25 protein-coding genes and 4 pseudogenes are annotated in these 23,690 nt (G+C 68.9%); 14 read left to right on the forward strand and 15 right to left on the reverse strand.

Features of this window, described 5'->3' with window-relative positions; all coding sequences use genetic code 11:
- Window positions 1-161: 161 nt before the first annotated feature.
- From ACRSBM_RS16975 to ACRSBM_RS16995, 5 genes and pseudogenes are all read left to right on the forward strand, one after another.
- On the forward strand, window positions 162-1,598 hold the full coding sequence (locus ACRSBM_RS16975; protein WP_434444376.1) for a DHA2 family efflux MFS transporter permease subunit: 1,437 nt from the start codon (window positions 162-164) through the stop codon (window positions 1,596-1,598).
- A 111-nt stretch (window positions 1,599-1,709) separates the two neighbouring features.
- Window positions 1,710-1,901, forward strand: a pseudogene (locus tag ACRSBM_RS16980) (transposase); the annotation flags it as partial.
- A gap of 47 nt (window positions 1,902-1,948) precedes the next feature.
- Entirely contained in the window at window positions 1,949-2,053 is a 105-nt protein-coding gene (locus ACRSBM_RS16985) for a hypothetical protein (protein WP_434444377.1), read from the forward strand.
- Window positions 2,023-2,559, forward strand: a pseudogene (locus ACRSBM_RS16990) (Gfo/Idh/MocA family protein); the annotation flags it as partial. The gene ACRSBM_RS16985 and the pseudogene ACRSBM_RS16990, both read left to right, overlap by 31 nt.
- Before the next feature lie 110 nt (window positions 2,560-2,669).
- On the forward strand, window positions 2,670-3,134 hold the full coding sequence (locus tag ACRSBM_RS16995; RefSeq protein WP_434453505.1) for a hypothetical protein: 465 nt from the start codon (window positions 2,670-2,672) through the stop codon (window positions 3,132-3,134).
- A 46-nt stretch (window positions 3,135-3,180) separates the two neighbouring features.
- Here the strand turns inward: ACRSBM_RS16995 and ACRSBM_RS17000 are convergent, their stop codons facing one another.
- Complete coding sequence (locus ACRSBM_RS17000; RefSeq protein WP_434444378.1) at window positions 3,181-3,789, reverse strand: TetR/AcrR family transcriptional regulator; 609 nt, start codon at window positions 3,787-3,789, stop codon at window positions 3,181-3,183.
- Window positions 3,790-3,879: 90 nt separating this feature from the next.
- Between ACRSBM_RS17000 and ACRSBM_RS17005 the strand changes: the two genes are divergently transcribed.
- The 3 genes from ACRSBM_RS17005 to ACRSBM_RS17015 are packed head-to-tail and all read left to right on the forward strand — an operon-like array spanning window position 3,880 to window position 6,670.
- A complete protein-coding gene (locus ACRSBM_RS17005) occupies window positions 3,880-4,887 on the forward strand; it encodes an alcohol dehydrogenase catalytic domain-containing protein (protein ID WP_434444379.1) in 1,008 nt (335 codons plus the stop codon).
- Window positions 4,888-4,907: 20 nt separating this feature from the next.
- Window positions 4,908-5,510 carry an NADPH-dependent F420 reductase gene (locus ACRSBM_RS17010; RefSeq protein WP_434444380.1) on the forward strand — a complete coding sequence of 201 codons (603 nt, stop codon included), beginning with the start codon at window positions 4,908-4,910 and terminating at the stop codon, window positions 5,508-5,510.
- A gap of 44 nt (window positions 5,511-5,554) precedes the next feature.
- Window positions 5,555-6,670, forward strand: coding sequence for an alkene reductase (locus ACRSBM_RS17015; protein ID WP_434444381.1), 1,116 nt, complete (start codon window positions 5,555-5,557; stop codon window positions 6,668-6,670).
- A gap of 289 nt (window positions 6,671-6,959) precedes the next feature.
- On the opposite strand, the gene ACRSBM_RS17020 is transcribed toward ACRSBM_RS17015, so the two are convergent.
- Together ACRSBM_RS17020 and ACRSBM_RS17025 are read right to left on the reverse strand one after the other, a co-directional pair.
- Entirely contained in the window at window positions 6,960-7,868 is a 909-nt protein-coding gene (locus ACRSBM_RS17020; RefSeq protein ID WP_434444382.1) for an SDR family NAD(P)-dependent oxidoreductase, read from the reverse strand.
- Window positions 7,865-8,482, reverse strand: a complete 618-nt coding sequence (locus ACRSBM_RS17025; protein ID WP_434444383.1) for an NAD(P)-dependent oxidoreductase — start codon at window positions 8,480-8,482, stop codon at window positions 7,865-7,867. Before ACRSBM_RS17025 ends, ACRSBM_RS17020 begins: the two co-directional genes overlap by 4 nt.
- Before the next feature lie 78 nt (window positions 8,483-8,560).
- Between ACRSBM_RS17025 and ACRSBM_RS17030 the strand changes: the two genes are divergently transcribed.
- The gene (locus ACRSBM_RS17030) at window positions 8,561-9,133 is read left to right on the forward strand and encodes a TetR/AcrR family transcriptional regulator (RefSeq protein ID WP_434444384.1); all 573 of its coding nucleotides are present in this window, start codon (window positions 8,561-8,563) and stop codon (window positions 9,131-9,133) included.
- A 336-nt stretch (window positions 9,134-9,469) separates the two neighbouring features.
- Here the strand turns inward: ACRSBM_RS17030 and ACRSBM_RS17035 are convergent, their stop codons facing one another.
- The 7 genes from ACRSBM_RS17035 to ACRSBM_RS17065 form a co-directional block, all read right to left on the reverse strand.
- Window positions 9,470-10,816, reverse strand: a complete 1,347-nt coding sequence (locus ACRSBM_RS17035) for an alpha/beta hydrolase domain-containing protein (RefSeq protein ID WP_434444385.1) — start codon at window positions 10,814-10,816, stop codon at window positions 9,470-9,472.
- A 22-nt stretch (window positions 10,817-10,838) separates the two neighbouring features.
- Entirely contained in the window at window positions 10,839-11,624 is a 786-nt protein-coding gene (locus tag ACRSBM_RS17040; RefSeq protein ID WP_434444386.1) for an ATP-binding cassette domain-containing protein, read from the reverse strand.
- Window positions 11,621-12,487 (reverse strand): ABC transporter ATP-binding protein, encoded by an 867-nt coding sequence (locus tag ACRSBM_RS17045; protein WP_434444387.1) that lies wholly within the window; start codon window positions 12,485-12,487, stop codon window positions 11,621-11,623. Before ACRSBM_RS17045 ends, ACRSBM_RS17040 begins: the two co-directional genes overlap by 4 nt.
- Window positions 12,488-12,496: 9 nt before the next feature.
- Complete coding sequence (locus ACRSBM_RS17050; protein WP_434444388.1) at window positions 12,497-13,438, reverse strand: ABC transporter permease; 942 nt, start codon at window positions 13,436-13,438, stop codon at window positions 12,497-12,499.
- A gap of 7 nt (window positions 13,439-13,445) precedes the next feature.
- Complete coding sequence (locus ACRSBM_RS17055) at window positions 13,446-14,249, reverse strand: ABC transporter permease (RefSeq protein ID WP_434444389.1); 804 nt, start codon at window positions 14,247-14,249, stop codon at window positions 13,446-13,448.
- Window positions 14,250-14,302: 53 nt separating this feature from the next.
- Window positions 14,303-15,853, reverse strand: coding sequence for an ABC transporter substrate-binding protein (locus tag ACRSBM_RS17060; RefSeq protein ID WP_434444390.1), 1,551 nt, complete (start codon window positions 15,851-15,853; stop codon window positions 14,303-14,305).
- A 93-nt stretch (window positions 15,854-15,946) separates the two neighbouring features.
- A complete protein-coding gene (locus ACRSBM_RS17065) occupies window positions 15,947-17,059 on the reverse strand; it encodes a DUF5937 family protein (protein WP_434444391.1) in 1,113 nt (370 codons plus the stop codon).
- A gap of 87 nt (window positions 17,060-17,146) precedes the next feature.
- Between ACRSBM_RS17065 and ACRSBM_RS17070 the strand changes: the two are divergent.
- Window positions 17,147-17,437: pseudogene (locus ACRSBM_RS17070) on the forward strand (FtsX-like permease family protein); the annotation flags it as partial.
- Here ACRSBM_RS17070 and ACRSBM_RS17075 read toward each other — a convergent pair.
- Window positions 17,341-17,778, reverse strand: coding sequence for a hypothetical protein (locus tag ACRSBM_RS17075; RefSeq protein ID WP_434453506.1), 438 nt, complete (start codon window positions 17,776-17,778; stop codon window positions 17,341-17,343). The pseudogene ACRSBM_RS17070 and the gene ACRSBM_RS17075 sit on opposite strands and share 97 nt — an antisense overlap.
- Window positions 17,779-17,783: 5 nt before the next feature.
- Here ACRSBM_RS17075 and ACRSBM_RS17080 point away from each other — a divergent pair, with 5 nt between their 5' ends.
- Window positions 17,784-18,149 (forward strand): hypothetical protein, encoded by a 366-nt coding sequence (locus ACRSBM_RS17080; protein WP_434453508.1) that lies wholly within the window; start codon window positions 17,784-17,786, stop codon window positions 18,147-18,149.
- An 8-nt stretch (window positions 18,150-18,157) separates the two neighbouring features.
- On the opposite strand, the gene ACRSBM_RS17085 is transcribed toward ACRSBM_RS17080, so the two are convergent.
- Both ACRSBM_RS17085 and ACRSBM_RS17090 read right to left on the reverse strand, forming a co-directional pair.
- Entirely contained in the window at window positions 18,158-18,979 is an 822-nt protein-coding gene (locus ACRSBM_RS17085; protein ID WP_434453096.1) for an aminoglycoside phosphotransferase, read from the reverse strand.
- Window positions 18,980-19,504: 525 nt separating this feature from the next.
- On the reverse strand, window positions 19,505-20,536 hold the full coding sequence (locus ACRSBM_RS17090; RefSeq protein ID WP_434444392.1) for a putative adhesin: 1,032 nt from the start codon (window positions 20,534-20,536) through the stop codon (window positions 19,505-19,507).
- A 243-nt stretch (window positions 20,537-20,779) separates the two neighbouring features.
- Here ACRSBM_RS17090 and ACRSBM_RS17095 point away from each other — a divergent pair, with 243 nt between their 5' ends.
- The 3 genes and pseudogenes from ACRSBM_RS17095 (at window position 20,780) to ACRSBM_RS17105 (ending at window position 22,501) form a co-directional block, all read left to right on the forward strand.
- Window positions 20,780-20,935, forward strand: a complete 156-nt coding sequence (locus ACRSBM_RS17095; protein WP_434444393.1) for a hypothetical protein — start codon at window positions 20,780-20,782, stop codon at window positions 20,933-20,935.
- A gap of 627 nt (window positions 20,936-21,562) precedes the next feature.
- A pseudogene (locus ACRSBM_RS17100) lies at window positions 21,563-21,757 on the forward strand (cold-shock protein); the annotation flags it as partial.
- Between the two features lie 39 nt (window positions 21,758-21,796).
- Complete coding sequence (locus tag ACRSBM_RS17105; protein ID WP_434453097.1) at window positions 21,797-22,501, forward strand: cold shock domain-containing protein; 705 nt, start codon at window positions 21,797-21,799, stop codon at window positions 22,499-22,501.
- Window positions 22,502-22,516: 15 nt separating this feature from the next.
- Here the strand turns inward: ACRSBM_RS17105 and ACRSBM_RS17110 are convergent, their stop codons facing one another.
- On the reverse strand, window positions 22,517-22,750 hold the full coding sequence (locus ACRSBM_RS17110) for a hypothetical protein (protein ID WP_434444394.1): 234 nt from the start codon (window positions 22,748-22,750) through the stop codon (window positions 22,517-22,519).
- Window positions 22,751-23,308: 558 nt separating this feature from the next.
- The gene (locus ACRSBM_RS17115) at window positions 23,309-23,680 is read right to left on the reverse strand and encodes a hypothetical protein (protein WP_434444395.1); all 372 of its coding nucleotides are present in this window, start codon (window positions 23,678-23,680) and stop codon (window positions 23,309-23,311) included.
- Window positions 23,681-23,690: the final 10 nt, after the last annotated feature.

A 23,690-nucleotide genomic window follows, 5' to 3' on the forward strand; every position in this document is an offset into this window, starting at 1 on the left:
GTCCAGTAAAGCTTCGTTCCGTACGGTGGAACGAAGCTTTACCGGACCAGGCGGAGTCGGTAGGATATCGAATTCCGCCTCGCGTGAATATTGCAATCGCAGGCAGTTGGCGACGAACTCCAAAAGGCACTCGTCGAAAATGCCGTCGGGAGGATTTCGGGATGACCGCGCAGGCCGTGCGACGGCCATGGGCCGCCCTGTCGGCGCTGTGCATAGGGGCGTTCATGACGATGCTGGACGCCACGGTCGTCACCGTCGCGATGCCCACCATGATCGCCGACCTTCACGCAAGCCTGAACCAGGCCATCTGGGTCATCGGCGGGTACACGCTGACGTTCGCGGTGCCCCTGCTGCTCACCAGCCGGCTCGGCGACCGGCTTGGCCGCAGGGCGATGTTCGCCGCCGGCCTGATCGTGTTCACGGCAGCTTCGTTGGTGTGTGCCGCGGCGGAAACGGTGGAAGTGTTGATCGCGGCGCGGGTCGTGCAAGGTCTTGGCGCGGCGATGATGACCCCTCAGCAGATGGCACTAATCGCCGACCTTTTCCCATCGCAGCGACGCGGCATCGCCTTTGGCGTGTGGGGTGCGGTGGTCGGCTGTGCGACCGTCACCGGTCCGATCTTCGGCGGCCTCATGGTGCTTTGGGCAGGCTGGCGGAGCATCTTCCTGGTGAACGTGCCGGTCGGCATCATGGCGCTCGTGCTCACCGGTGTGTTCGTACCAGGTGGGCGGTCCCGCGCCGAACAGCGGTTCAACCTGTCTGGAGCGATGCTCTGCGGTCTGGGCCTGTTCCTGATCGTGTTCGGCGTCCAGAACGGCCAGCAGTACGAATGGGGCGCTGTGGCCGGCCCGATCACGATCCAGGGACTGATCGGATCCGGATCGGTGTTGCTCGTCGTGTTCCTCTACACCCAGCGCCTCAACCGTGAGCCGCTGCTCGACCTCTCGCTGTTCCGGTACCGCACCTTCTCCGCAGCGAGCACCGCGAACGTGGCCCTGGGATTCACCCTCGCGGCGGTTTTCGTCCCGCTCATCATCTACCTGCAGACCGTGCGCGGACTGTCCCCTTCGGACTCCGGACTGGCGACCATGCCGATGGCGGTGACGTCCGTTCTTCTCGGACCGCTGGCCGGTCGCCTGTCCGACCGCTTCGGCGGCAAGCTCGTCGCGGTGACCGGGTTCGTGATGTCAGCCTGCGGGCTCGCCGTCGTCACCGCGCAGATGCGGTCGGACACCGACCCGTGGATCTTCGCTCCGGGACTGGTGGCCATGGGAGCCGGTGTTGCTTGCCTGTTCGCCTCACTCGCCAGTGAGGCGACAAGAGTCGTGCCGACGAGCCTCGTCGGTGCGGCGTCCGGAGTGTTCAACACTGCCAGGCAGGTGGGTGCCGTGCTCGGTACCGCCGGCATGGGCGCGCTCTTGCAGGCAAGAGTCGCCACCGCAACCTGGCCCGACTTGGAGCACGGCCTCACCAAGGCCGTCAGGGAAACGCTGATGTTGCCGATCGGCGTTCTGGCCGCCGGCGCACTGGTCTGCGCGTTTATGGAGAACAGCGTTCGATTGAAGCGACATGACACGCGCCAAAGCGTGGAGAGCTAGTTCCAATGCCGTGTAGTTGGGCGTTCGTCGTTAGCTGTCAAGGTTCTGGCAAGACCTACTACTACGCCGAGGCGGGAGTGCGCACACTCGTGACGAGCACTGCCGTGGTGTGGCGGTGACCTGCGTGCGGTGTTCGGCAACTCCGGGCGGTTGGCCGCCTACGCCGGACTCGTCCCGGTGCCGCGTGACTCCGGCCGGGTGCGGGGCAACCTGCATAGGCCCAAGCGCTATCACCGCGGCCTGCGCCGTGTCTTCTACCTGGCTGCCCTATCCTCGACCAAGGTCCAGGACGGACCACGGTCACCTGCCCGGCGATCTGGACGCGCCGGTGGGGCGCCGGGAGGATCGTGGTGACGACGCCGGGACACAGCCTGGACGTGCTGGAGCACCCCAGTGTCCGAGCCGTCATCACGAGGGGGATCTCGTGGGCGACCCGCACCGCGTCGGAATCGTAGGTACCGGGTTCATCTCCCGTGCCTATCTGGACACGCTCGGCAGCCACCCCGCGGTGTGCGTCTCCGCGGTCGCTGACCTCGACGCCACCCGCTCGGCCGCGTTCGCCGCCGAGCGCCCCGGCACCGAGGCGGTCAGCGTCGAGCGCCTGCTCCGCGGGGCGGACGTCGACACGGTGCTCAACCTCACCGTCCCCGCCGCCCATGCCGAGATCGCGTTCCGCGCGATCGACGCCGGCAAGAACGTCGTCGGCGAGAAACCGCTCGCCGCCACGTTCCCGGACGGCCGAGCGATCATCGACCGGGCCGCCGCGGCCGGTGTCCTGGTCGGGTGCGCACCGGACACCGTTCTCGGCACGGGGACGCAGACCGCGCGGGCGGCGATCGACAGCGGGCTCATCGGACGCCCGCTCTCCGCATCGGCCGTGATGGTCACGCCGGGGCACGAACGCTGGCACCCCGACCCCGACTTCTACTACACCGCGGGCGGCGGTCCACTGCTGGACATGGGGCCGTACTACATCACCGCTCTGATCCACCTGCTCGGCCCGGTGCGCACGGTGCTCGGCGCGCAGCCAGTCGCCTGCGCGCCGAGCACGTCATCGGCTCCGGCGCGCGGATGGGCCACCGAATCCCGGTCGAGGTCGACAGCCACGTCTCCGGCGTGTTCGAACACGCCAACGGCGCGCTTTCCACCATCACAACCAGTTTCGACGGGGTGGCCACCACCGCCGCGCCAATCGAGGTACACGGCGAGATCGGCACGCTCGCGGTTCCGGACCCGAACCACTTCGACGGCGAGACCCGGCTCTTCCCGCTCGGCGGCACCGGATGGCGAACCCTTCCCCCCAGCGCGGGCTACACGGGCGCAGGGCGGGGTATCGGCCTCATCGACCTCGTCACCGCCGGCGGGCAGCGGCGGGCCCCGCGCGCCGGCGGTGAGCTCGCGCTGCACGTGCTCGAGACGATGACCGCCCTGCTCCGAGCGGCGGACGAGGGGCGGCGGATCGAGCTGACGACCACGGTGGAGCGGCCACTGCCGGTGCCGCTCACAGCCGTGGACGAGTGGTCCCTCAGCCGTTGACGAACGTCCGGTCCTCTGCATCCGTCTAGGGCGCGGTCACGTCACCTCAGTCGAGGGCGTGGTCGCGACCGGCCCGCAGGATCTCGTCGGACAATGACGGCTCGACGTGGCGCACCGCGCGGGCGAGCATCATCGTCCCGACCAGCTCGCCGAGCAGGCGGATGGCCCTGCGGCGCCCCTGGTCCGGGTCGGGCGTCCGCCCCTTCGCCTCGGCTTCGCGCAGGAACTCGGCGGTGAAGCCGGCGAGGTAGCCCTCGACGCCCTCGGCGTACGCGCGTTGCACCGCTTCACTCTGCCGCCCGGCATCGGTGACCAGGGCGCTGGAGGGACAGCCGCCGTCCTCGGCATCCCGGTGGGCGGCGGAGAGATATCGGGCGACGACCCGCTCCAGCGGGGAGCCGGCCTCGTCATCACCGTCCTCGATCTCCTGTGCCAGTACCCCGAGTGACGCGGCGAACGACGTACCGCACACCTCCACGGCCAGGTCGTTCTTGGACGTGAAGTGGTTGTAGAAGCCGCCGTGGGTCAGGCCCGCTTCCTTCATGAGCTCCGCGATGCCGACCGCGTCGATGCCCTGTGAGCGGAACATCCGGCCTGCGGCATCGACGATGTTCTGCCGGTTGCGGACTTTGTCTTCCTTGGTGATCCGCGGCATGGCCGGCTCCCCAGCTTGACTATTTCAATGATGGGTCTCATCATAACATGGCTTACGATGATGACCGTCATCATTAACTGGGGAGGGCCCATGCGCACCATCACCTACGAACAGCAAGGACACGCCGCACAAGTGCTGCGCCTGCAGGAGTTGCCGGCACCGGCGGCACCCGCGGCCGGGCAGGTGCTGGTGCGGGTGCTGGCCCGGCCGATCCACCCGGGGGACCTGATCGGCGTGGAGGGCTTCCCGGGGCTCCCGCGGAAGCGGTTCGCCACGCCGCAGGTACCTGGCCTGGAGGGGACAGGAGTCGTCGAGGCAGTCGGTGAGGGCGTGCCGGGACTGGCGGCCGGCCGGCGCGTGGCGTTCTTCCCGGTACCGGGTGCCTGGAGCGAGCTCGTCACGATGCCCGCCGAACTGGTCGTGCCCGTGCCCGAGGCGGTCAGCGCGGAGACGGCGGCAGTGCTGCTGGTCAACCCGATCACGCTGCTGACCTTGCTGCGGGCGGTCGAGGACGCTCGGAGAGGTCAGCCGGGACCGGTCGTCCAGACGGCCGCCGGTTCGTCGATCGGAAAGCTCGTCAGCGCCGCCGCGCTGCGGCACGGCTTCCCGCTGGTCAACCTGGTCCGCAGCGCCGCAGGGGCGCGGGAGTTGCAGCAACGCTTCCCCGGACTGCCGGCGATCTCGACCAGCGACGCGGACTGGCGCACCCAGGTACGGGACGCGGTCGGCGGCAGCGGGGCGCGGGTCGTCCTCGACGCGGTGGGTGGATCACTCACCGGCGAACTGACCGCGCTGCTGGCTGACGGCGGCACGCTGATCTCGTACGGCGCCCTCGGTTCCGGGAGCACCCCGCTGGAGTCACTGGCGCTGGTCCCGCGAGAACTGACGGTGCGAGGCGTGTCGGTGGGCCGATGGCTGACCCGCACACCCGCGGAGCGGGCCGAGGACGTCGCCTTCGCCGTCAGCCTGGCCGAGACCTCCCCGGAACTGTTCGAGGTCGCCGGCCGCTACGACCTGGCCGACTTCGCGGAGGCCGTCGACCACGTCCGCCGCCCCGGCAAGAGCGGCACCGTCCTGCTCACCGGTCCCGCCTCCTGAACCCGACGAAGGACATCACCATGAAGATCGGTTCCATCGGCGCCGGGAACGTCGCCCAGGCCATCGCCCGGCACGCGGCGGGCCAGGGCCATCAGGTCGTGCTGAGCAACAGCCGCGGCCCCGCCTCGTTGGCCGCCCTCGCAGAACGACTCGGGCCGCACGTCACCGCCGGTACGCGCGAGGAGGCGGCCTCGGCGGAGCTCGTCGTGCTCGCGGTGGGCTGGCTCCAGGTGCCGGACGCGGTGGCCGGACTGCCGCCGTTCGGCGGACGCGTCGTCATCGACACCACCAACCAGTTCCTCTCCCCGCCCCCGCGCGCCGAGATCGCCGACCTCGGCCCGCTGACCGGCAGCGAGCACGTCGCCTCACTGCTGCCGGACGCCCGTGTGGTGAAGGCGTTCAACAGCCTCTACGGCCAGTACATCGCCGCCGATCCGCGTCATGACGCCGGACGGCAGGTGCTGTTCCTGGCCGGTGACGACGTCGATGCCAAGACCACGGTCACCGAGCTGACCGCCGGTTTCGGGTTCGCTCCCGTCGACCTCGGCCCGCTGCGCGAAGGCGGACGCCTCATGCAGCTCGGCGGCCCGCTCTCGGGTCTCCACGTCCTCAAGCAGGACTGAACAGGGCCTACGCCCACTTTTCGTTCCCGACAAGGAAGATCCTGATGACCAGCCAGCTCCGCACCTCCACCGCCCAGCCCCTGCTGAGGCCGGTCCGCCTCGGCGCACTCGAACTGCCCAACCGAGTGATCATGGCCCCGATGACCAGGGCCCGCGCCAACAACGCGGACCTGGCTCCCACCGACCTGCACGCCACCTACTACGCGCAGCGCGCGGGTGCCGGAGTGATCATCACCGAGGGCACCTGGGTCAACACCGACGCGATCGGCTTCATCGACGTCCCCGGCATCTACACCGAGGAACAGACCACCGGCTGGAGGAAGGTGACCGACGCCGTTCACCGAGCGGGCGGGCGGATCATCTCCCAGCTCGGCCACCTCGGCGCGCTGTCCCACCCCGACCACCTCGGCGGACGCCTGCCCGTGGGCCCGTCCGCGATCAACCCCGGCGAGCAGTCCTTCACCCCGGACGGACCGAAGGACACCGTGACCCCGCGAGCGTTCACCGCCGCCGAGATCGCCGGCACCATCAGCGCCTACCGCCAGGCCGCCGAGAACGCCCGTCGCGCCGGTTTCGACGGCCTGGAGATCCACGCCCAGGGCCAGCACCTGATTCCCCAGTTCCTCAACCCCCGCCTCAACCAGCGCACCGACGCCTATGGCGGCAGCAGCGAGAAGCGAGCACGGTTCCTGCTGGACGTCCTGGACGCCGTGAGCGACGTGTGGGGCAGCGACCGCATCGGCGTGAAGCTTTCTCCGCACTGGACCAGCGGAACCGCGTTCACCGGGGCCGAGGACACGCTCGCCGACTACGACCGGCTGCTCACCAGGCTCAACGACAACAACCTCGCCTACCTCCACCTCGTGGGCTCGCCCGGCACGCCAGAGGAACGCGTCAGCCAGTTCGCCCGCTTCCGCGCCCACTACCAGGGCAACGTGATCGCCAACCTCGGCTTCACCCAGACCCTGGCCAACGAGGTCCTGGACCAGGAGATCGCCGACGCCGTCTCCTTCGGTGCCCCCTTCATCGCCAACCCGGACCTGGTCGAACGGTTCGCCAACGGGCACCCGCTGGCCGAGAGCGACAGCGCCACCCACTACGGCGGTCACGCCGAGGGCTACACGGACTACCCGGCCTTCACTCCCGCCGGCCTCTCCTGAGCGCGGGGACAGGACATCTTGGTGGGCGCCGGACACGTTGTGGGCGGGTCCGGCGTTCCCACTTCGCTCTCCCGGCTTCTGAGTAATCAACACCTGCCGGCGATACCGCGCTTACCTGCGGAAGCATGACTCTCGTAGGTCGGCGCGGGTCCGTTAAGTCCATTGAGGACAGTCTCGGCGCGTTCAGCGGACGGAGCTGCTCCCGCTTCGTGCTCCCAAGACTCATCGGCGCTGTGCGTGGCCCGGTGTGGACAGAGCCAGGATCGGCTGACAGGTTGCCAGGTCGTCGTCAGCTGGTGAAATGGGTCAGGCTCAGGGTGAGGAGTCGCTGCTGGGTGATGGGGTCGTGGGAGACCGGCGGAGTGCTGGATTCCGTGTCACGCCTGAAATAGCGGCCGGTGACAACGGCCATGGCGGGGTCGGTCGCGATGCGTGTCGCGCTTTTCGCTCCTTCGGCGGGGGTGAGCAGGCTGCGGCGGATCAGTGTGCGCATGGGACGTAGCAGCGGGGGCACGAGGTCGTCGATGATGTCGGTGGCGACGATGCCCGGGTGCAGAGCGTTGACGGTCACTCCGTCGGCGGCGAGGTCGCGGGCGAGGGCGTAGCCGGCGGTGACCGTCATGAGCTTGGCGCGTGCGTAGGCCTCGAACGGCGTGAACCCGGCAGCGGGATTGAGTTCTGCGAGGTCACCGATGCCGGCCAGGTCGAGGGTCGCCGGACGGGGCCTGCCCGCGAGCTTGATCTGCCGGGTGTCGTTGAGGGTGTCGCTGGCGACGTTCACCACGCGGGCCTGGCCGCGTCGCAGCGGCACCTCCAGCAGCGTGGTGAGGCCGTAGGCGGCGAGGTAGTCGATGGCGATGTGCATCTCGATGCCGTCGGCCGAGACGCGGCGTTCGGAGAAGTGCGCGCCGGCGTTGTTGATCAGGATGTGGATCTGGTCGTGACGGTCCAGGATGGTCTTCGCCGCGGTCACGACGTCCGCGCGCTGGGACAGGTCTCCGGGGATGATGTCGAGCCGGTTCGCTGCCTGTGAGCCGATGTGTGCGCGCAGAGCGTCTGCACGGGCGGGATTGCGGGCGATCGTGACCACGTGCGCACCTGCGCGGATGAGATCAGCGGCGATGATCTGGCCCATGCCGCCGGTCGCGCCGGTGACGACGGCGACCTTCCCCGACAGGTCGGGGATGGCGGCGTTCACCGGATGATCCGCGGGTAGGCGTGGGCGTACCGCGGGGTTTCGGCCTCGTCGAGCAGGAACGCGGCGAGATCGGCGCGTCCGATGGAACTCCATGGCCGGATCGGCAGGTCGGTTCCGGCCCTGTACTTCCCGATCGCGTCGTGGTCGGCCAGCTTCGGCGGCCGCACAATCGTCCAGTTCAGGCCGGACGCGGTGATGAGCGGCTCCATCGTTTCCTTGTCGCGCATTCGCTCGGCCACATTCGCCCACACCGCCAAGGAGTACAACGACTTGTCGTGCGTCTCCAGCACGCCGTGCGCGCTGACGGCGATCAGGCGGGCCACCCCAGCCGCCTTCATCGCTGTGACCGCGGAGCGGATGCCGTCGGTGCAGACCGTCGTCGGTCCCTTGTCAGCTCCGCCCAGCGCGCTGATCACCACGCTCGCGCCCGGCAGGGCACGCGTGAGGGCCGAGACGTCGGTGACCTCGGGCCAGGTCACTTCGTGAAGCCCTTCCCTCGGCGCGAACGTCCCCGCGCGGCGGACCGGTGCGACCACGTGGTGCCCGCGCTGAAGCGCCGTGGACACCACGTGGCGTCCAGTGGCACCGGTCGCCCCGAGGACCGCCAGGGTCATCTGTGATACAGGATGTCTCATAGCGTTATGATGTGCACTCGCTGTACTACGAGTCAAGTTGTCTCATAAGGTTGGTTCGTGACCAGCGAGAAAGACCCTCGATTCCTGCGAAGCCGCGAGGCGATCTTGACCGCCGCCCGTGAGCTGCTGCTGGAAAGTGGCCCGACCGCGGTGACGCACGTGCAAGTCGCCGACCGCGCGGGAGTAGGACGTGCGACCGTCTATCGCCACTGGCCCCAGGCCGAACCCCTCCTCCTCGAGGCTATGGCCACCGTCCCGATGCCGTTCCTCGACAAACCCACCACTCCCACCTGGGACTGGCTACGACGAGAGCTGACCGCGATCGCCCGTCAACTCGAACTCGACGACGTCCGCGCCGTGTCCACCACCCTGGCGAACACCGCGCTGTGGGACGAGAACATGGACGCCCGCCGCGCGCAGTTCGCCGGCATCCTCGCCGACCGGCTCGCCGCCGCCCTCGACGACGCCCAAGCGCGCGGCGAGATCACCCTCACCCTCACCAGTCGAAACGCCGCCGCCATGACCATCGGGCCGATGTACTACCGCAGCACCATCGAGCACGCTCCGATCGACTCCACCCTCATCGAAGCCATCATCGCCGCCTTGGGCACCTGGTCCACCGACCAGTGAACTTCCCGGAACGGACTCAACACGCCTCATCTCGGCATGAGTGTCCGTTCCAGGGCTGATCACGGGCAAGCGACGCCCGTGCCGAGCGCGGCTGGTGAGGGGGCCTATTCGAGGCATCGCAACCACACCACACGCGGCCCGCCGACCCCCTCCCGGCCGGCGTCCACATCCACGATGCCCAACCGCACGTGGGTCTTCGCGACGGTGCCGGTACCGATACAAGCGGGTGTCGTCGCTGTCCTGCAACGCGATCGCCGTTCCGCTCGCGTTCGGCATTGCCCAGCCCTCGACGAATCGGCAGCCGCATGACTCTGCCCGCGGCTTCGCCCTGGCGGGTCAGACCGTACGCGGCGTGGCGGTCTCCCTGATTTCTTCGGCATCAACCGGCAGGTAGGTCCGTTCCTGCAAGTAGTGCTCCAGGTGATCGGCGACTCTTCGCTGCCAGCGTTCGATGCCGCCGTACAGCTCTTCGAACTTCGTCGGGGGGAACGGGGTCTCGTTCCCGTGGTACCAACTGGGGCGGCCCAGCGGGGTTGCGGCGGTCAGCGTGGACGCGGGTGCGTCGACGTAGGTGGTGCGCAGACCGCCGAGTGCGTTTCCGTGGGCATCCCGCAGGATCTCGTCGGTTTCGTCGACTGTGCTGAGCAGCTTGCTCGGGACCGGCGCCAATCCGATGTCCGACCAGTCCAGCAGCGCCTGCCACAGTGCGTGGTACACGTGGCTGTTGGGGAAGGTGCTCCAGCGGGCACCCGCGGGCAGGGGGCACTGGGCGAGCCGGTCGCGGTCGGCGGCGGACATGTGGCGGGTTTCCCGGTGGGCCATGCCCGCGACCTCGTACAGGCGGAAGGTGCTGCTGTCGGGACGGCGGTGGTTCAGGCCGCGGACCTGGCCGCCGACGCCGCACCGCCTGCGGACGCTCTGGAACTCGGCTTCGCCGAGCACTTCGACGACCGGGACGTCGATGTCGGGCAGTGCCGGGCCGCCGGAGGCTCCTGGCAGGTAGCCGTCGAAGGCAGGGGCTCCTCCTGGGAGCCGCAACCGGGTGTGGTGGTGGCGGATGAACTCCCGGACGGCACCGCCGGTCTGCGAGATGCCGCCGATGTACACCTTGCGGGCGGTAATGCCCGTGCCGGGCAGGCCGCTGCGCAGCGTGGCGGCGACCTGCGCCAGGATCTCCGGTGACTGCGGTGTGGCGTCCCACCACCGCTGCATGAACCTGTCGTACTCCTCCACGACGGCGGCGTAGTCCGGGTCCGGGGAGAACGGGATGGTGGCGGCGAACTGTTCCGAGAGCGGGCTGTCCGCGAAGGTGAACGAGCGGTACCGATCTGGGGCAGCTGCGGCGATCAGCCCCATCGCCGAGGGGGCCTGGGAGTCGATCTCGACCCAGATATGGTTCTCCCGCATGATGAACCGGTTGATCGCGCGCCACACCGAGGTCCCTCCCCAGATGTGACTGGGCTCGCTGATCACGGTGCCGCTGAAGCGGCTCAGGTCGGCCGGCCGGCGGAGAAGAATTCTTGTCCCATAGGGCGATCCGGCTGCGACACCGGACACGAAGTACTCCTCCTGCACGTAGTCGTAGCGCGCCATGCGGTCGGTGCCGTACGGCTCCAACACGACTGCGCGGGAGCCGGGGGCGTCGGGGTGCGGGCCGGTGACGGTGGCCGCGTTGACGGTCATGCAGGTCCTTTCTCTGGTGTCGTCACAGTGAGGGCGCGGCGTCGAGCAACGTTCGGGTGTAGGGCTGTTGTGGCGAGTCGAAGACGTCGTCCCGGCTGCCGAACTCCACCAGCTCTCCGCCGCGGAGCACGGCGACCTGGTCGCTGATGAACTCGACCACCGCCATGTCGTGGGAGACGAACAGCATCGCGAAGTTCCGTGAGCGCTGGATGTCCTTGAACAGGTTCAGGATCTGGGCTTGGACCGAGACGTCAAGGGCCGAGACGGGTTCGTCGGCGACGAGGAGGTCCGGTTCCAGCGCGAGCGCCCGTGCGATGGAGATGCGCTGGCGCTGACCGCCGGAGAACTCGTGGGGAAGGCGGGGGAGGCCGCTGCGGGCGAGCCCGACCTCGTCGGCGAGTGCGGCCGCGCGCCGGCGCCGTTCGTGGCGGGTGTGCAGATTCTGCACCCGGAACGGCTCGACGAGCAGTTCCTCCAGGGTCATGCGGGGGTTGAGCGAGTTTGACGAGTCCTGGAAGACCATCTGCAGGGTCCGGCGGTACTCGCGCAGCCGTTTCGGTGTCATCGGCGCGAGCGCGTTTCCCTGGACGGTCACCTGGCCGCGGTCGGGGGTGAGCAGGCCGACGGCCATCCGGCCGAGTGTCGACTTGCCGCTGCCCGACTCGCCCACCAGGCCGACCGTCTCGTTGGCGTGCACCCGCAGGCTCACCTCGCCGACGGCGGCTGTGCGGCGCCGGGCGAAGAACGGGCCGGACGAGAAGTCCTTGCCGACCTTGTCCAGGTCGAGCACCACGTGCCGGTCGTTCATCGCGCGCCTCCCGCCATCGCCCGGTTCCGGGTCTGTTCGAGCACCGCCGTGTCGATCGTGGGGAGTCGGTCGAGGCGGCGGCCGAGGCGGGGAGCCGCCTCGATCAGCGCACGGGTGTACGGCTCCGCGGGCTGCTCGATGATTTGTTTAGTTGGGCCGTGCTCGACGACCCGTCCGTCGTACATCACCAGCACCTCGTCGCTGTAGCGGGCCACCAGGCCGAGGTCGTGGCTGATCAGCAGGAGCGCGAGGTCGAGTTCCTCGCGCAGCCGAGCCAGCAGCCGGAGGATCTGTTGCTGCACGGTCGGGTCCAGAGCAGTCGTCGGTTCGTCGGCCAGAAGCAGCCGCGGGCCGCAGGAGATCGCCATGGCGATCATGACGCGCTGGCGCATGCCGCCGGAGAGCTCGTGCACGTAGGCGTCGAGCACGTTCCGTTCGGCGCCCAGTCCCACCTGGTCCAGCAGTTCGGCCGCCCGGCTCCGGGCGTCGTTGCGGCTGAGGCCGAGGTGGTAGCGCAGGGGGCGGATCATCTGGGTGCCGATGCGCAGGAGCGGGTGCAGTGCGCTCATCGGTTCCTGAAAGACGTAGCCGATCTCCGCTCCACCTCGGGCGCGGCGTCGTTTCGGCGGCTCCCGGAGCAGCTCCGTGCCGTCGAAGAGGACCGAGCCGCCGACCTGGATCTGCGGCGGCAGGATTCCCATGATCGCGGCGGCGGTGATGCTCTTGCCCGATCCGGACTCGCCGACGACGGCGAGAGTCCGTCCTCTGTGGACTTCGAAGCCGACGTCACGCACCAGCTGCGCGTTCCCGATGCGCGCGGAGAGACCGGAGACGCGCAGTACTGGCTCAGTTGTGGTGTTCACGCGGACTCCTCAGTAGCGGATGCGCGGGTCGAGCAGTGAATAGAGCAGGTCGATCGCGAGGTTGAGCAGTACGTAGACCACGGCGATGAAGAAGATGCAGCCCTCGATGACCGGGTAGTCGCGGCGCTGCACGGCCGTGAGCAGCAGCTGCCCGAGACCGGGGATCGAGAAGATCGACTCGGTGATGACGGCTCCGCCCATCAGCGAGCCGGTGGTCAGGCCGACGACGGTCACCATCGGCACCATCGCCGCCCGGAAGACGTACTTGCGGACTACCGTGCGTTCGGGCAGTCCCATCGACCGCGCGGTGGTCACGAACGGCTGGTGCAGGGAGTCCAGCACCCCGGCGCGGCTGTACCGGAACAGCGTTGCCGCTTCGAGCAGGCCCAGTGAGATCGCCGGCAGCGCGAGGTGGTGCAGGAACAGCACCGGGTCGTCAGTGGGGGACACGTAACCCGCGACCGGGAACACCTGCCACACCACCCCGAACACCGCGATCAGCAGCACGGCCAGCCAGAAGCTGGGCAGTGCGATGCCGACAGACGAACCGAAGACCAGCAGCCGGTCGAGGAGGCCATGCCTGCGGGTGCCGGCCGCGATGCCGAGCGCCGGGCCGATCAGCAGCGCCACGACCAGCGCGAGCGCGGTGAGCTGCAGCGTGACCAGCGCGTGGTCGAACACCAGGCCCGCCACCGGCTGCGACGCGAACAGGGAGTCGCCGAAGTCGAGCCGGACCACCCGGCCGAGCCAGGCGAGGAACTGCTCCCAGAGCGGCGCGTCGAGCCCGAGCCGGCGGCGGACCTCGGCGATCTCGTCGGTGGTGGCCGAGTCCCCGGCGATCGCCGCCGCCGGGTCGCCGGGCGCCAGCCTGAGCATGACGAACAGCAGCACCATGGGCACCGCGACGGTCGGCACCAGCGCCCCGAGCCGTTTGAGGAGATAGTTGATCACCGGGTCCTCACTTCCTGGCCGAGCGGGGATCGAACACGTCGCGGAGGCCGTCGCCGAGCAACACCAGCCCGAGCACGGTCAGCACGAGGGCCAGGCCCGGGAACACACCGATCCACCATGCCGAGTAGAAGTACTGCTGTGCCGCGGAAAGGCTGGCTCCCCAGCTCGGCACGTCGGGCGGCAGACCGATCCCGAGAAAACTGAGCGCGGCAACGGACAGCACGGTCACCGAGAACGCGAGAGTGGCCTGCACGATCGTCACCGACAACGCCTCCGGCGCGACGTACTTGCGCAGCACCCAACCCGTCCGCGAACCCAGCGAGGTCGCCGACTCCACCATCGGAGTCGCCTTCACCGCCAGCGCCGCGCCCCGCACGATGCGGGTGACCATCGGGACCAGCACCACGGTGAGTCCCGTGATCATCGTGCCGATGCCGTCACCCATCACGCCGACCAGGCTGATCACCAACACGATGGAGGGGAACGACATCAGACCGTCGACCACGCGCATCACCACGGCGTCGACCCAGCGGAAGTATCCGCACAGGACACCGAGCAGGTATCCCGTGACGACGGCGAGCGCGGTCGTGACGGCGCCGATCGCCAGCGACGTGCGGGCGCCGTAGACCACCATCGTCCACAGGTCCCGGCCCTTCTCGTCGGTGCCGAACCAGTGGCCTTCGCTGGGCGGCCGCAGCGTGCTGGTGGGATCGACGCGGTAGGGATCACCGCCCAGAAGCGGCGCCAGCGCGGCGAGGACGACCATCAACCCGAGCAGCACCGCCCCGGCCATCGCCGTCCGATCGCGCAACAGATCCGTAAAACGTTGTCGCAGCATGGGATTCCTCAGTCCGGGGACGGGATCTAGTGGCCGAGCCAGATGTTGTAGAAACCGCGGACGGTGCCCAGCGACGGAGCGAACCCGCCGATACGGGTGCTGGTCACCGCCAGGTTCCCCTCGAAGCCGAGCTTGACGAAGGGCAGGTCGGTCCAGATGAGCTTCTGCAGCTCCTGCCACGCGGCCTGTCGTCCGGGTTCGTCCGCGGCGGAGAGAATGCGGTTCAGCAGAGCGTTCTTCTCCGGGGTGTTCCACCAACCGGGGAACCCGGAGCTGAGGAACACCACGGTCAGCGGGTCCGAATAGCTGGTTCCGGTGGCGAGGAACATGTCCCATTGGGACGGATCCGACCTGCGGGAGGTGAAGCTGGTCTCGTCGGTGGCCTGCAGCTCGACGGTGATCCCGGCGGCGCGCAGCTGCTGGCGGACCAGTTCGGCGTGCGGGTCGCGGTTGGGCCGGTACAGCACCCGCAAAGGGCTGCCGTCATAGCCCGACTCGGCGAGCAGCCGCCGCGCGCCATCGACGTCCGGTGCCGCCTTGTAGACCTCTTTCCCCGCGGGGGAGTACCAGGGCGAGGTGCTGAGGAACATGCTCGAGTCGTCGAGGAAGTTCTCGGGTGACCCGAGGCTCTGCAGGGCGATCTGCTTCGGGTCGAGCGCACGCTGAACGGCCTGCCGCAGCTTCGGGTTCGTTGCCGGCCCCTGCTTGAGGTTGAACTGCATCAACCGGAACTGGCCTCCCGGCACCACCACCGGATTCAGCTTGTCGTCACGCTGGTAGCTCGGCAGCTGGTCCATGAGCGGGCCGGACGGTGCGATGTCCACCGCGTCGGTCCGCAGCTGGTTGAGAACGTTCGACTCGTTGTAGGGAACGAACCGCACGCTGTCCGCGTAGGCGGTCTTGGCCCCGCTGGCGCCGCCGTCCGAGGGCTCGGAACGCGGCTGGTACCCGTCGAATCGGTCGAGGACGACCTGCCGGTCGGGCACGAACTCGCGCAGCTGGTACGGTCCGGTGCAGGTGATGCGGGGCAGAGGTTTCTTCGACGGCACGTCCGCCACCAGTGACGCGGGCATGATGTAGGCGGCGGTGTCCGGGGTGGCCAGCAACGCGGGCACCGCGGAGCTGGGCTGCTTGAGCTCGATGGCCACGGTCAGGTCGTCGACGGCCGACACGCGTTCGAGGATCTTGCCGAAGGTCGCGCCGGGGCTGCTTCCCGCGTACCGCCGCAACGACGCGGCCACGTCGCCCGCCCGCAGCGGTTGGCCGTCGTGGAACACGACTCCGGCGCGCAGGCGGACCGTATAGGTGGTGGCGCCGTCGTACTGGTAGTCCTCGGCCAGGCCGTTGTGCACGCCCATGCGGGAGTCGTTCTCCCACAGACCTTCGCACATCGTCGCGGCGGCCAGCCAGTTGCTCCGCAGCGTCGAGTACACCGGGTCCAGCGCGGTCGGCATGCTCGCCACCACCAGCTCGCCACCGCGGCGAGGAGTGGACGTGTCCACTGTGGCTTCGGTGCCACATCCGGCCACAGTGGACGCCACCAGCAGGGCTGCCACGAGGCTGCGAGTGGGCTTCATCGGCACTCCAGTGTGCGTAGGGCGGTGAGTGGCGCTCAGTATGCGACCGGCCCAGCACGGACGTACCCGGAGTTACCGCGGGTGCGGTAATCGTCAGCCGACGATCCTGGCAACCAGGTCGTAGCCGATCCCATAGAGCCTGCTGATCTGGATGCGGTGCTGAACGCTGCGCCCGTGGCGGGCGGACACGACCAGTCCGGCATCGCGCAGCCGCCGCAGGTGCCGGGAGACCTGCGGCGGCGTCATCCCTGTCCGCCACGCCAGTTCGGTCGTCGTGCACTGTTCGTTGATCAGGTGGCGGCAGATCTCCAGCCGGCCGGCGTCGGTCAGCACGAGCAACCGCTCCCTGATCTTGTCCAGGGTGTCCGCACCGCGCGGCCCGTGCTGCTCGGCCGGGTACTGGACCACCACCGGCGGCTGGCGCTGCGGCGACCAGCCCTTCACCTTCTCGTCCTTGACCAGCAGATGGGGTTGGCCGAAATGAGAGGGCACGAGCACCAGACCGCGCCCGCGCACCGGCACCACCGCCTGCTGGAGCTTGCTGAACTCGACGGTCTGCTCTGCCAGGTCGATCACGGCGTTCGGCGCGAGTGACCCCACCACCAGTGGCAACGGCTCCGCGCGCAGCGACGCTTCAACCCGGTCCACCGACCGCTGGAGAGCAGGCCGCAACCGGCGCCAGAGCACGCCGAAGAACCCGCTCGACGCCGCGTGAAGGAGGCCGAGCAGCCGAAGCCGTAGAGCTTCCGGATCCGCCACGAGCTCTGCCGCCAGCACGCCGCGGCGGTGTGAACGCTCAGCGCAGGCCTTGACGAAGGTCTGCGCTGCCGCATCGCTGTCCAGCGGCCAGTCGAAGCTCCGTGCCAAACCGAAGATCGCAGTTCCAGCCATCTGGATGAACGCACCGATGTCGAGGCCCGCGATCTGCGCGAGCTCGTCGTCAAGCTCCCCGGACCCGGCAGGGATCGAGGTCAGCGGAAGCATCATCCGGGTGCGGAACCGGGCCCACAGCGGGGCGAACGCGACGCAGTCCGCCGCCGGCCCGTCGGGCAGGTCGGCCATCGCCCGTCGTACCCAGGCAGCGAGGTCCGGGTGGTGTTCCGGCTCCGCCAGCACATGCAGGCACGCCATCAGTTCGGCGGTCGCCGAACAGCGAGCCGATACCTCGGCGGGGCGCACACCGTGCAGTCGCAACAGGACGGACATGGTCACTGAGTGTAGGCATGGACACGCGGCACGACCCGGCACATCGGCGTCGACCCATTCCGAGCGCTCACGGCAGTCGATCCTCGGATGTTCGTGGCGGTCTCGGTGCTGGCGGCCGCGCTGGTGGCGACCGCGACGTTCCGGATCGTCTTCGCGCAGCGTCTGCGGCAGCTCGCGCTGCTGCGCACCGTTGGTGCCCAGCCCGGCCAGCTGGTGCGGGCGCTGATGGTCGAAGGCGCGGTGGTCGGGCTCGTTGCCGGGATCGCCGGGGTGGTCGCGGCTCAGGGGGCGAGCTCCGCGGCGGTGGCGGTCGCTCGTTCTTCCGGTGTGGCGATGGAGTTTCCGGACTTCTCGTTCGGTGCCGCCGTCGGTGTGGTGATCGGCTCGGTGCTGCTGACGGTCGGGGCGGTGACCGCGCCCGCGTTCACGGCTTCGCGGGCGGCGCCGTTGCAGGTGTTCCGTGCTTCCCGCACGTTGTCGGCGGAGAGCCGGATCAGCGCGTACCGCCTGGTGGCGGGACTGGTGCTCGGGGCCGTGGCGGCGGGGCTCGTCGCGTTGCTGCTGACGGCCGAGCCGAGCAGCGAGCCGGACGGCGGCAACTCACTGGCGTACCTGCTGCTCGCGGTGACGGCGACGTTCGGTGCGCTCATCGCGCTCGGGCCGATGGTGGTGCGTCCGGTGCTGTCGGTGGTGAGCTGGCCGTTACGCCGGTTCAGCACGGTCGGTGAGCTCGCGGCCGGTGGTGTCGGTGGTGCGCCTCGGCGGGCGGCGGGGGGTGTCCGTCGTCGTTGCGCTCGGCGTGGCGTTGATCGTGGGCACCTTCGTCGGCACCAGCGGGATGACCGCGTACCTGGACGAGGAGCTCGCCACTCGGGCGCCCGCGGATCTGGCCGTCTCCCGTATCGGGGATTCCGCCGTCATGGCGATGCGCGGCTCGCCCGAGCTGAAGGACGTGACGACGTTCTGGACCGCTTCGGTGAAGGTCGGCGAGCTGGGCGTGCCGGTGACCATCGCACCGCTGCGGAACGGGCCGTCACCGCGCAGCACCGCCCGCACGGTCAACGACGCCTCGCCGGACTCGTTGCTCTGACGGGTGGCTCACAAGGTCTCGATGAGCTTCCCGAGCAGTGCGGCGAGGTCCGGGTGGTCGCCTTTGTCGACTCGGTGTAGCAGCCGGGCTGCGACGTAGAGCAGTGCGAGTTGTCCGGCGTCGGTGTCGAGCACGTCGGCGAAGGTGTCGCGTACTCGTTCCGCTATGTCTGGCACGAGAAGGCTGTAGCAGAACAGGGTGGCCGCGTCTGTCCCTGTTGGACCGCGGCCCCACAGCTCCCAGTCCAGCAGGCCGAAGTCCGGTCCCATCAGGTTCGCCCAGTGCAGGTCGCCGTGAACCGTTTCCCAGTGGCGTACAACAGGGTTCACCGAATTCCCGAAGTACTGCTGGATCCTGCCGGTGACCAAGGCCTGATCGGCGTTGACCCGGTCGGTCGGCGTCGCCGTGACCACCTCGACCGTTCCGCGGAGTTGTGTCCACCACTGGTCGGGAAGATCGACCGTGAGGCGCAGAGCGTCGGTGGGGGAGCAGGGCGAACCGGGGGCCAGGGTCATCAGCTCGGCACGCTGCTGCCGCCATTCCTCCCACTCGTAGACGTCGAGAACGCGCGGCTTGGGCAGCGTGGTGAACACGTTGGCGTCGAGGTTCCCGGTCCAGAAGGCGCCACCGGTCCACTGCTTGTCCTCGGACACCACCCGAAGCCAGAGCTGCCGGCCGGCTGCTTGTACGGGTGCGCTGATCGACCGGTCGAGCCAGCCGAGCCGGGCTTGCCCTGAGATGGTGAGGCCGAAGTGGCCGGCTGCGTGGCTGAGGTTTTCGTGCATCCACTGCCGGAACCGCGCGTCGGCTTCGCTCAGGTCAACGCTCAACGTCCCGCCGTCGCGGTCGAGCACGGGTGGGTGGTCAAGCTGTTCAGACACATGGTCCCCTCGCCTTGGCGCTTACTGCGCACACTCTGCGAGTTCCTTGGTACCGCTTGGAAAACCTCCAAGCGAGGAACCGAAGAAGTCATGCCCCCGATCGGGGGAAGTGCTGGGCGAGTTTCTTGTGCCTGACAGAGCGTTCACCGCTCAGCCGCCACGTTCACCGTCTGACGAGTTACCTCAACGTCACGCGACAGCCTCTACCCGCTCTGTCGCCTGGAGTGACTCATCTGCGAGCCCCAGCTCAAGCCCACCACGGAGTGGCAGGCGATCGCGCGGGCGCGCCGGATGGGCCAGCTCGAGACGGTCCAGGTCCACCGGCTGCTGTCCGAGGAGGGCGTCGACCGCCGGATCACCGACATCCTCGGGCGCAAGCGCGAGCTCTTCGACGACTTCGACGTGTCCAAGCGCCCGTACGACCGCTATGACCTCATCCCCTTCGACAGGCTCGACGACCTCATCGCGGATTGCTCAGACTTGCAAGGAGTTCTCGGCGAGATGCTCGCTCAATCCGACGGTGGACGTCGCGACCGCCAGCGACGGCGGTTCGAGCCTGCGCAGCAGCCCCAGCAACAGCTCGTCCGGCAGGCCGATGCGGAACATCTGGAAGGCGTTGTAGCCGGCGGCCCAGTGCACGACGCCGTCGTTGAGCATCCAGCGGGCCTGGTCCTCCACCTCGAGTGCCGCCCAGGTGTCGGCCCTGTCGTTGAACGACTTGGGCAGGAACTCCGCGATCTTCGTCGCGTCGTCCCCCTCCGGATGTAACCCCGCGCGGGCCGCCGCCCGATGCTCCGGGTAGTCGCGCATCAGCCGGACCTTGACCAGGTCGGACGCGCTGGCGAGCGCGCCGGGCGTGGCGCGGGCGGCCCGGCACTCGTCCCACTCCCAGACCTCGTCGTCGGAGGCCGCGAGCCGCAGTCGTTCCTTCGCGGGCAACGCGTTCCAGATCTCGTCCTGCCGGGCTGTGTTCGTGCCGACGAACTTCTGCACCCAGGTGACCAGTTCGTCGTGCACCCGCCGGTCCCGCCGGCCGTCCTTCGTCATGATGTCGAGCGTCGGCTCGGGCTCCGGCTCCCTCGTCGTGTCGACGCGGCAGGACACGATCAGCAGCAGCTTCCACTGCTCCCGGGCGGCACGGCCGAACAGGCCGTCGCAGGCGTGCGGGCCCGTTTCGGGACAGCCGCCGGGGTTCGCGCACAGCCTGAGGGTGCCTGGCGTCTCCTTCGACCCGGCGATGAGCACGGGCGCGTCGCACTCGTAGAGCGCGGCGATCGCCCGCAGCTCGTGCGCCTTGTAGGGCTCGTACTTGTAGTTGGGCACCGGCGTTCCCGCGTTCGCGACGTGCATCGGGGTGCGGTGGTGGTCCTTCTTGATCAGTTCCAGCACGTTCACCGTCGCGAGCCTGGTGTCCTCGTCGGCGAAGAAGTGCAGGGTCAGCCCGGCCGGCACCGTTACCCGTTCCTTGCCCTCGTGCGAGCCGTGCCCGATCACAACGCCCACCATCGCGGTCCTCCCTCGATTGATCTCCCTACGAGATCATTCGTCGCCGTCGCGGTTCGTGTAACCGGGTGGACCCGAGCGGAGTAACGGAAATCCCGATGGCACCGCCTATGACGTCTACTGTGGACGATGCTGCTTCAGTCGCCCCAGCCCGCTGAGTTCGAGCCCTGTGCGTGCCGGTGAATACGTCCGTGCAGGTCAGTAGGCTTCGGTGGGTAGCGGTCGTCATCCGGCATGATCGCGGCCGTGCTGGTCCGGTTGACCTACCTCGCCGTCACCCACGCCTTCGCGGCGATGTGGCTCTTGCGCATGACGATCGTGAGAAGGACGTCGAGATTCTCGCGTTACGCCATCAACTCGCGGTCTTGCGCCGGCAACTCGGAGATCAGCGTCCACGGCTGAGACGTGAGGACAGGGCGTTGCTCGCGGCCTTGCTCGTGCCCCTGTGGGGTGCCAGAACTCCGCACTCACGCGTTGAGCTGCGGTGATCAGGTTCTGTCGTCCTGTGGGCATGATCGTGGGCGTGGCGCTGAGACTGCTGTACCTCGTCTTTGTCCAGCTGGGTGGCTGGCTGGTTCGGCTCGGCCGGTCCTCGGCGGCTAAGGACATCGAGTTGTTGGTGTTGCGGCACGAAGTCGCGGTGTTGCGTCGAGGTCAGCGCCGTCCTCGGATGGATTGGGCTGATCGTGCGGTGCTGGCCGCGTTGGTGCGGCAGGCTGCGAGAGCACCGGTTGGTGTCCCTGGGCACCGTGCCGCGGTGGCATCGGCGGCCGTAGGCCCGTACGACGTCACGCGGATCCTCGATGGGGTGATCAACAAGATCGTCGGCCAACAGCGCGCGTTCGAGCACCAGATCGGCGAGAAACGCAATGAGGACGTCCACATACTCGGGCAACGGCTGGTGACGGCGCGCGAACTCGGTGACTTCGGCGATGTACTCCCGGCGGAGCTGCCGTGCGTCGGGTCGGGAGGTACACACGGCGCCTGGGACACTGGACCCCCGACCACCCGTGAGACCAGGAGTGCACTTTGCAGCAGGGAACCGTCCGCTGGTACGACCTCGAGCGCGGCTTCGGCTTCCTCGCCCCCGACGATGGCAGCGCCGACATCTTCGTGCACGTCTCGCAGGTGCAGGGCGAGGGCGCGGCCCGAGCGCTGCGCGAGGGCCAGACGGTGGAGTTCGAGACCGGTGAGGGACCCCGCGGTCCGCAGGCGCTGCACGTCGCCGTCACCGGGGACGTCGCGCCCGACGCGGCCCTGGGTGTGCTCGCCACAGTCTCCTGGTACGAGCCGGCCAAGGGCTACGGGTTCGCCGCGCCGGATGGCGGGGGTGCGGAGGTGTTCGTGCACTCCTCCGCCATCGTCACCGGGGGCGTCCTCGCGGCCGGGCAGCGGGTGGCCTTCGTCGTCACCGCCGGGGAGAAGGGGCCGCAGGCCCAGCACCTGGTGCCGCTGAGCTTCGACGCAGGGGTCCGCAGAGCCCCCCTGGTCGCGCCCGGCGACGGCGCCGACGGCTCCGTCCTGTGGTTCGACGAGGAGAAGTCGTTCGGCTTCGTGGCCGCCGACGACGGGGCTGGCGACGTCTTCCTGCACGTGCGCGCCCTGGTCGACGAGTTCTACCTGCCGGCCGAGGGCGACCGGGTCTCGTTCACCACGGTCACCGTGGACCAGGGTCGTCAGGCGCGCGAGGTGCGGTTCGTGGCCACCGGCGAGCCGGTGGAGGCCGCCGCGGCCCCCAGTCAGGCCCGTTCGGCCGCCCGGCCCGCGGCCCGCGCCGGAGACGGCACGGTGGCCCGTTATGACGCGGATCGCGGTTTCGGCTTCATCACCCCCGACGCAGGCGGGCCCGACCTCTTCGTGCACGTCTCGGTGGTCTCTGGCGAGCCCCTGGTGGCCGGCGAGCGGGTGCGCTTCCGCATCCGGCAGAGCGACCGGGGCCCGCAGGCCGATGCCGTCGAGCACGCCTGACCGTCCGGGACGGTCCTACGACGCCTCGAAGCGGGCGACGTAGCGGCGCTGCCACGGCGTCTCGACCGCCTGGCGGTCCGTAGTGCGCCCGGACGTACGTGACCGCCTCGGCGGCCGGCACCCGTCCAGGACGGCCAGGCATGCCAGCGAGGTGCCGGTGCGACCGTGACCCCGCCGCAGGCGAGCTCCACCCGCTCGTCGCGCGCGGCTCCACGCCTCCCGCAGCGCGTCCGCGGCGGGTCGGTTCATGGGCCAGGAGACCAGGCGGCATGGCGAGGGGTGCGACGCGGTCGAGGTTGGTCCGGCTCTGATTGATCCAGCGGACGAGGACGTTGGCGTGTGGTTCGCGTATCGCAGTAGCGCGTCGGTCGGTGAGGTTGCGCTGCGGCTCGCGGCCTGGGTGAGTAGCGCGGTGTACGGGGTGTGGCTGACGGGTTGAAATTCGGACTGTTCCAACCAGCTCGGACGACGCGCGGTGTGCGTGCCCGGAAATACGGCCCTGCAGGTCAGTGACATCGGTGGGTATCAATCGCGGATCGGCAGGTCGGAGTCTGTATGTAGAGGACGGAAAGTCCTACCTGCGCGCCGCGAGGGTGGTCGCCTCGGCCAGTCGCACCCTCCTGTTCCTGGATCCTCTGAGGTTCGCGTCAGCTGTGGGTACCGCGGTGCTCGGAATCTCCAGGGTGCTCGGTGGCCGGTCGTCCCGGGCCGAACGCGGTGGCCGTGTCAGAACTCGATCAACGAGGTCGACGACGGTGCGTGGGTGACGCTCACGCTCCACTTCTTGGGTGCCAGGCGGATCACCTACTACGCAACGGAAGCAGGAGGATCGGTCTCCGGCGCGGCTGGCTGGGCGGCTCGTCCCGTGTCGTTATCCGCGATGGCGGCACCGAGGTGTTCCTGATCAACGCTCGGCCAGTCGCCTCCGCCTGTCCATGCACCGGTGACCAGCCAGATCTCGTAGTGGAAGAGCCACTCGCTGGCCCACGGCAGGATGCTGCCGGCGACGGGCATATCGGTTTTCCATTCACCGGGCTCGTACAGGCACAACCTGCCGTCGGTGTAGACGTGCGGTAACCCTTGCGCGCCGGGGTGCAGACGCAGAACAGGTGCAATGACCTCGATGACCGGATCGAGAGGCGGACGGTGGGTAATCCTGACGGTGTACCGGCGTGACACGCGGTGTGGG

This window comes from Lentzea xerophila (assembly GCF_051094245.1).
Taxonomy (GTDB): domain Bacteria; phylum Actinomycetota; class Actinomycetes; order Mycobacteriales; family Pseudonocardiaceae; genus Lentzea; species Lentzea xerophila.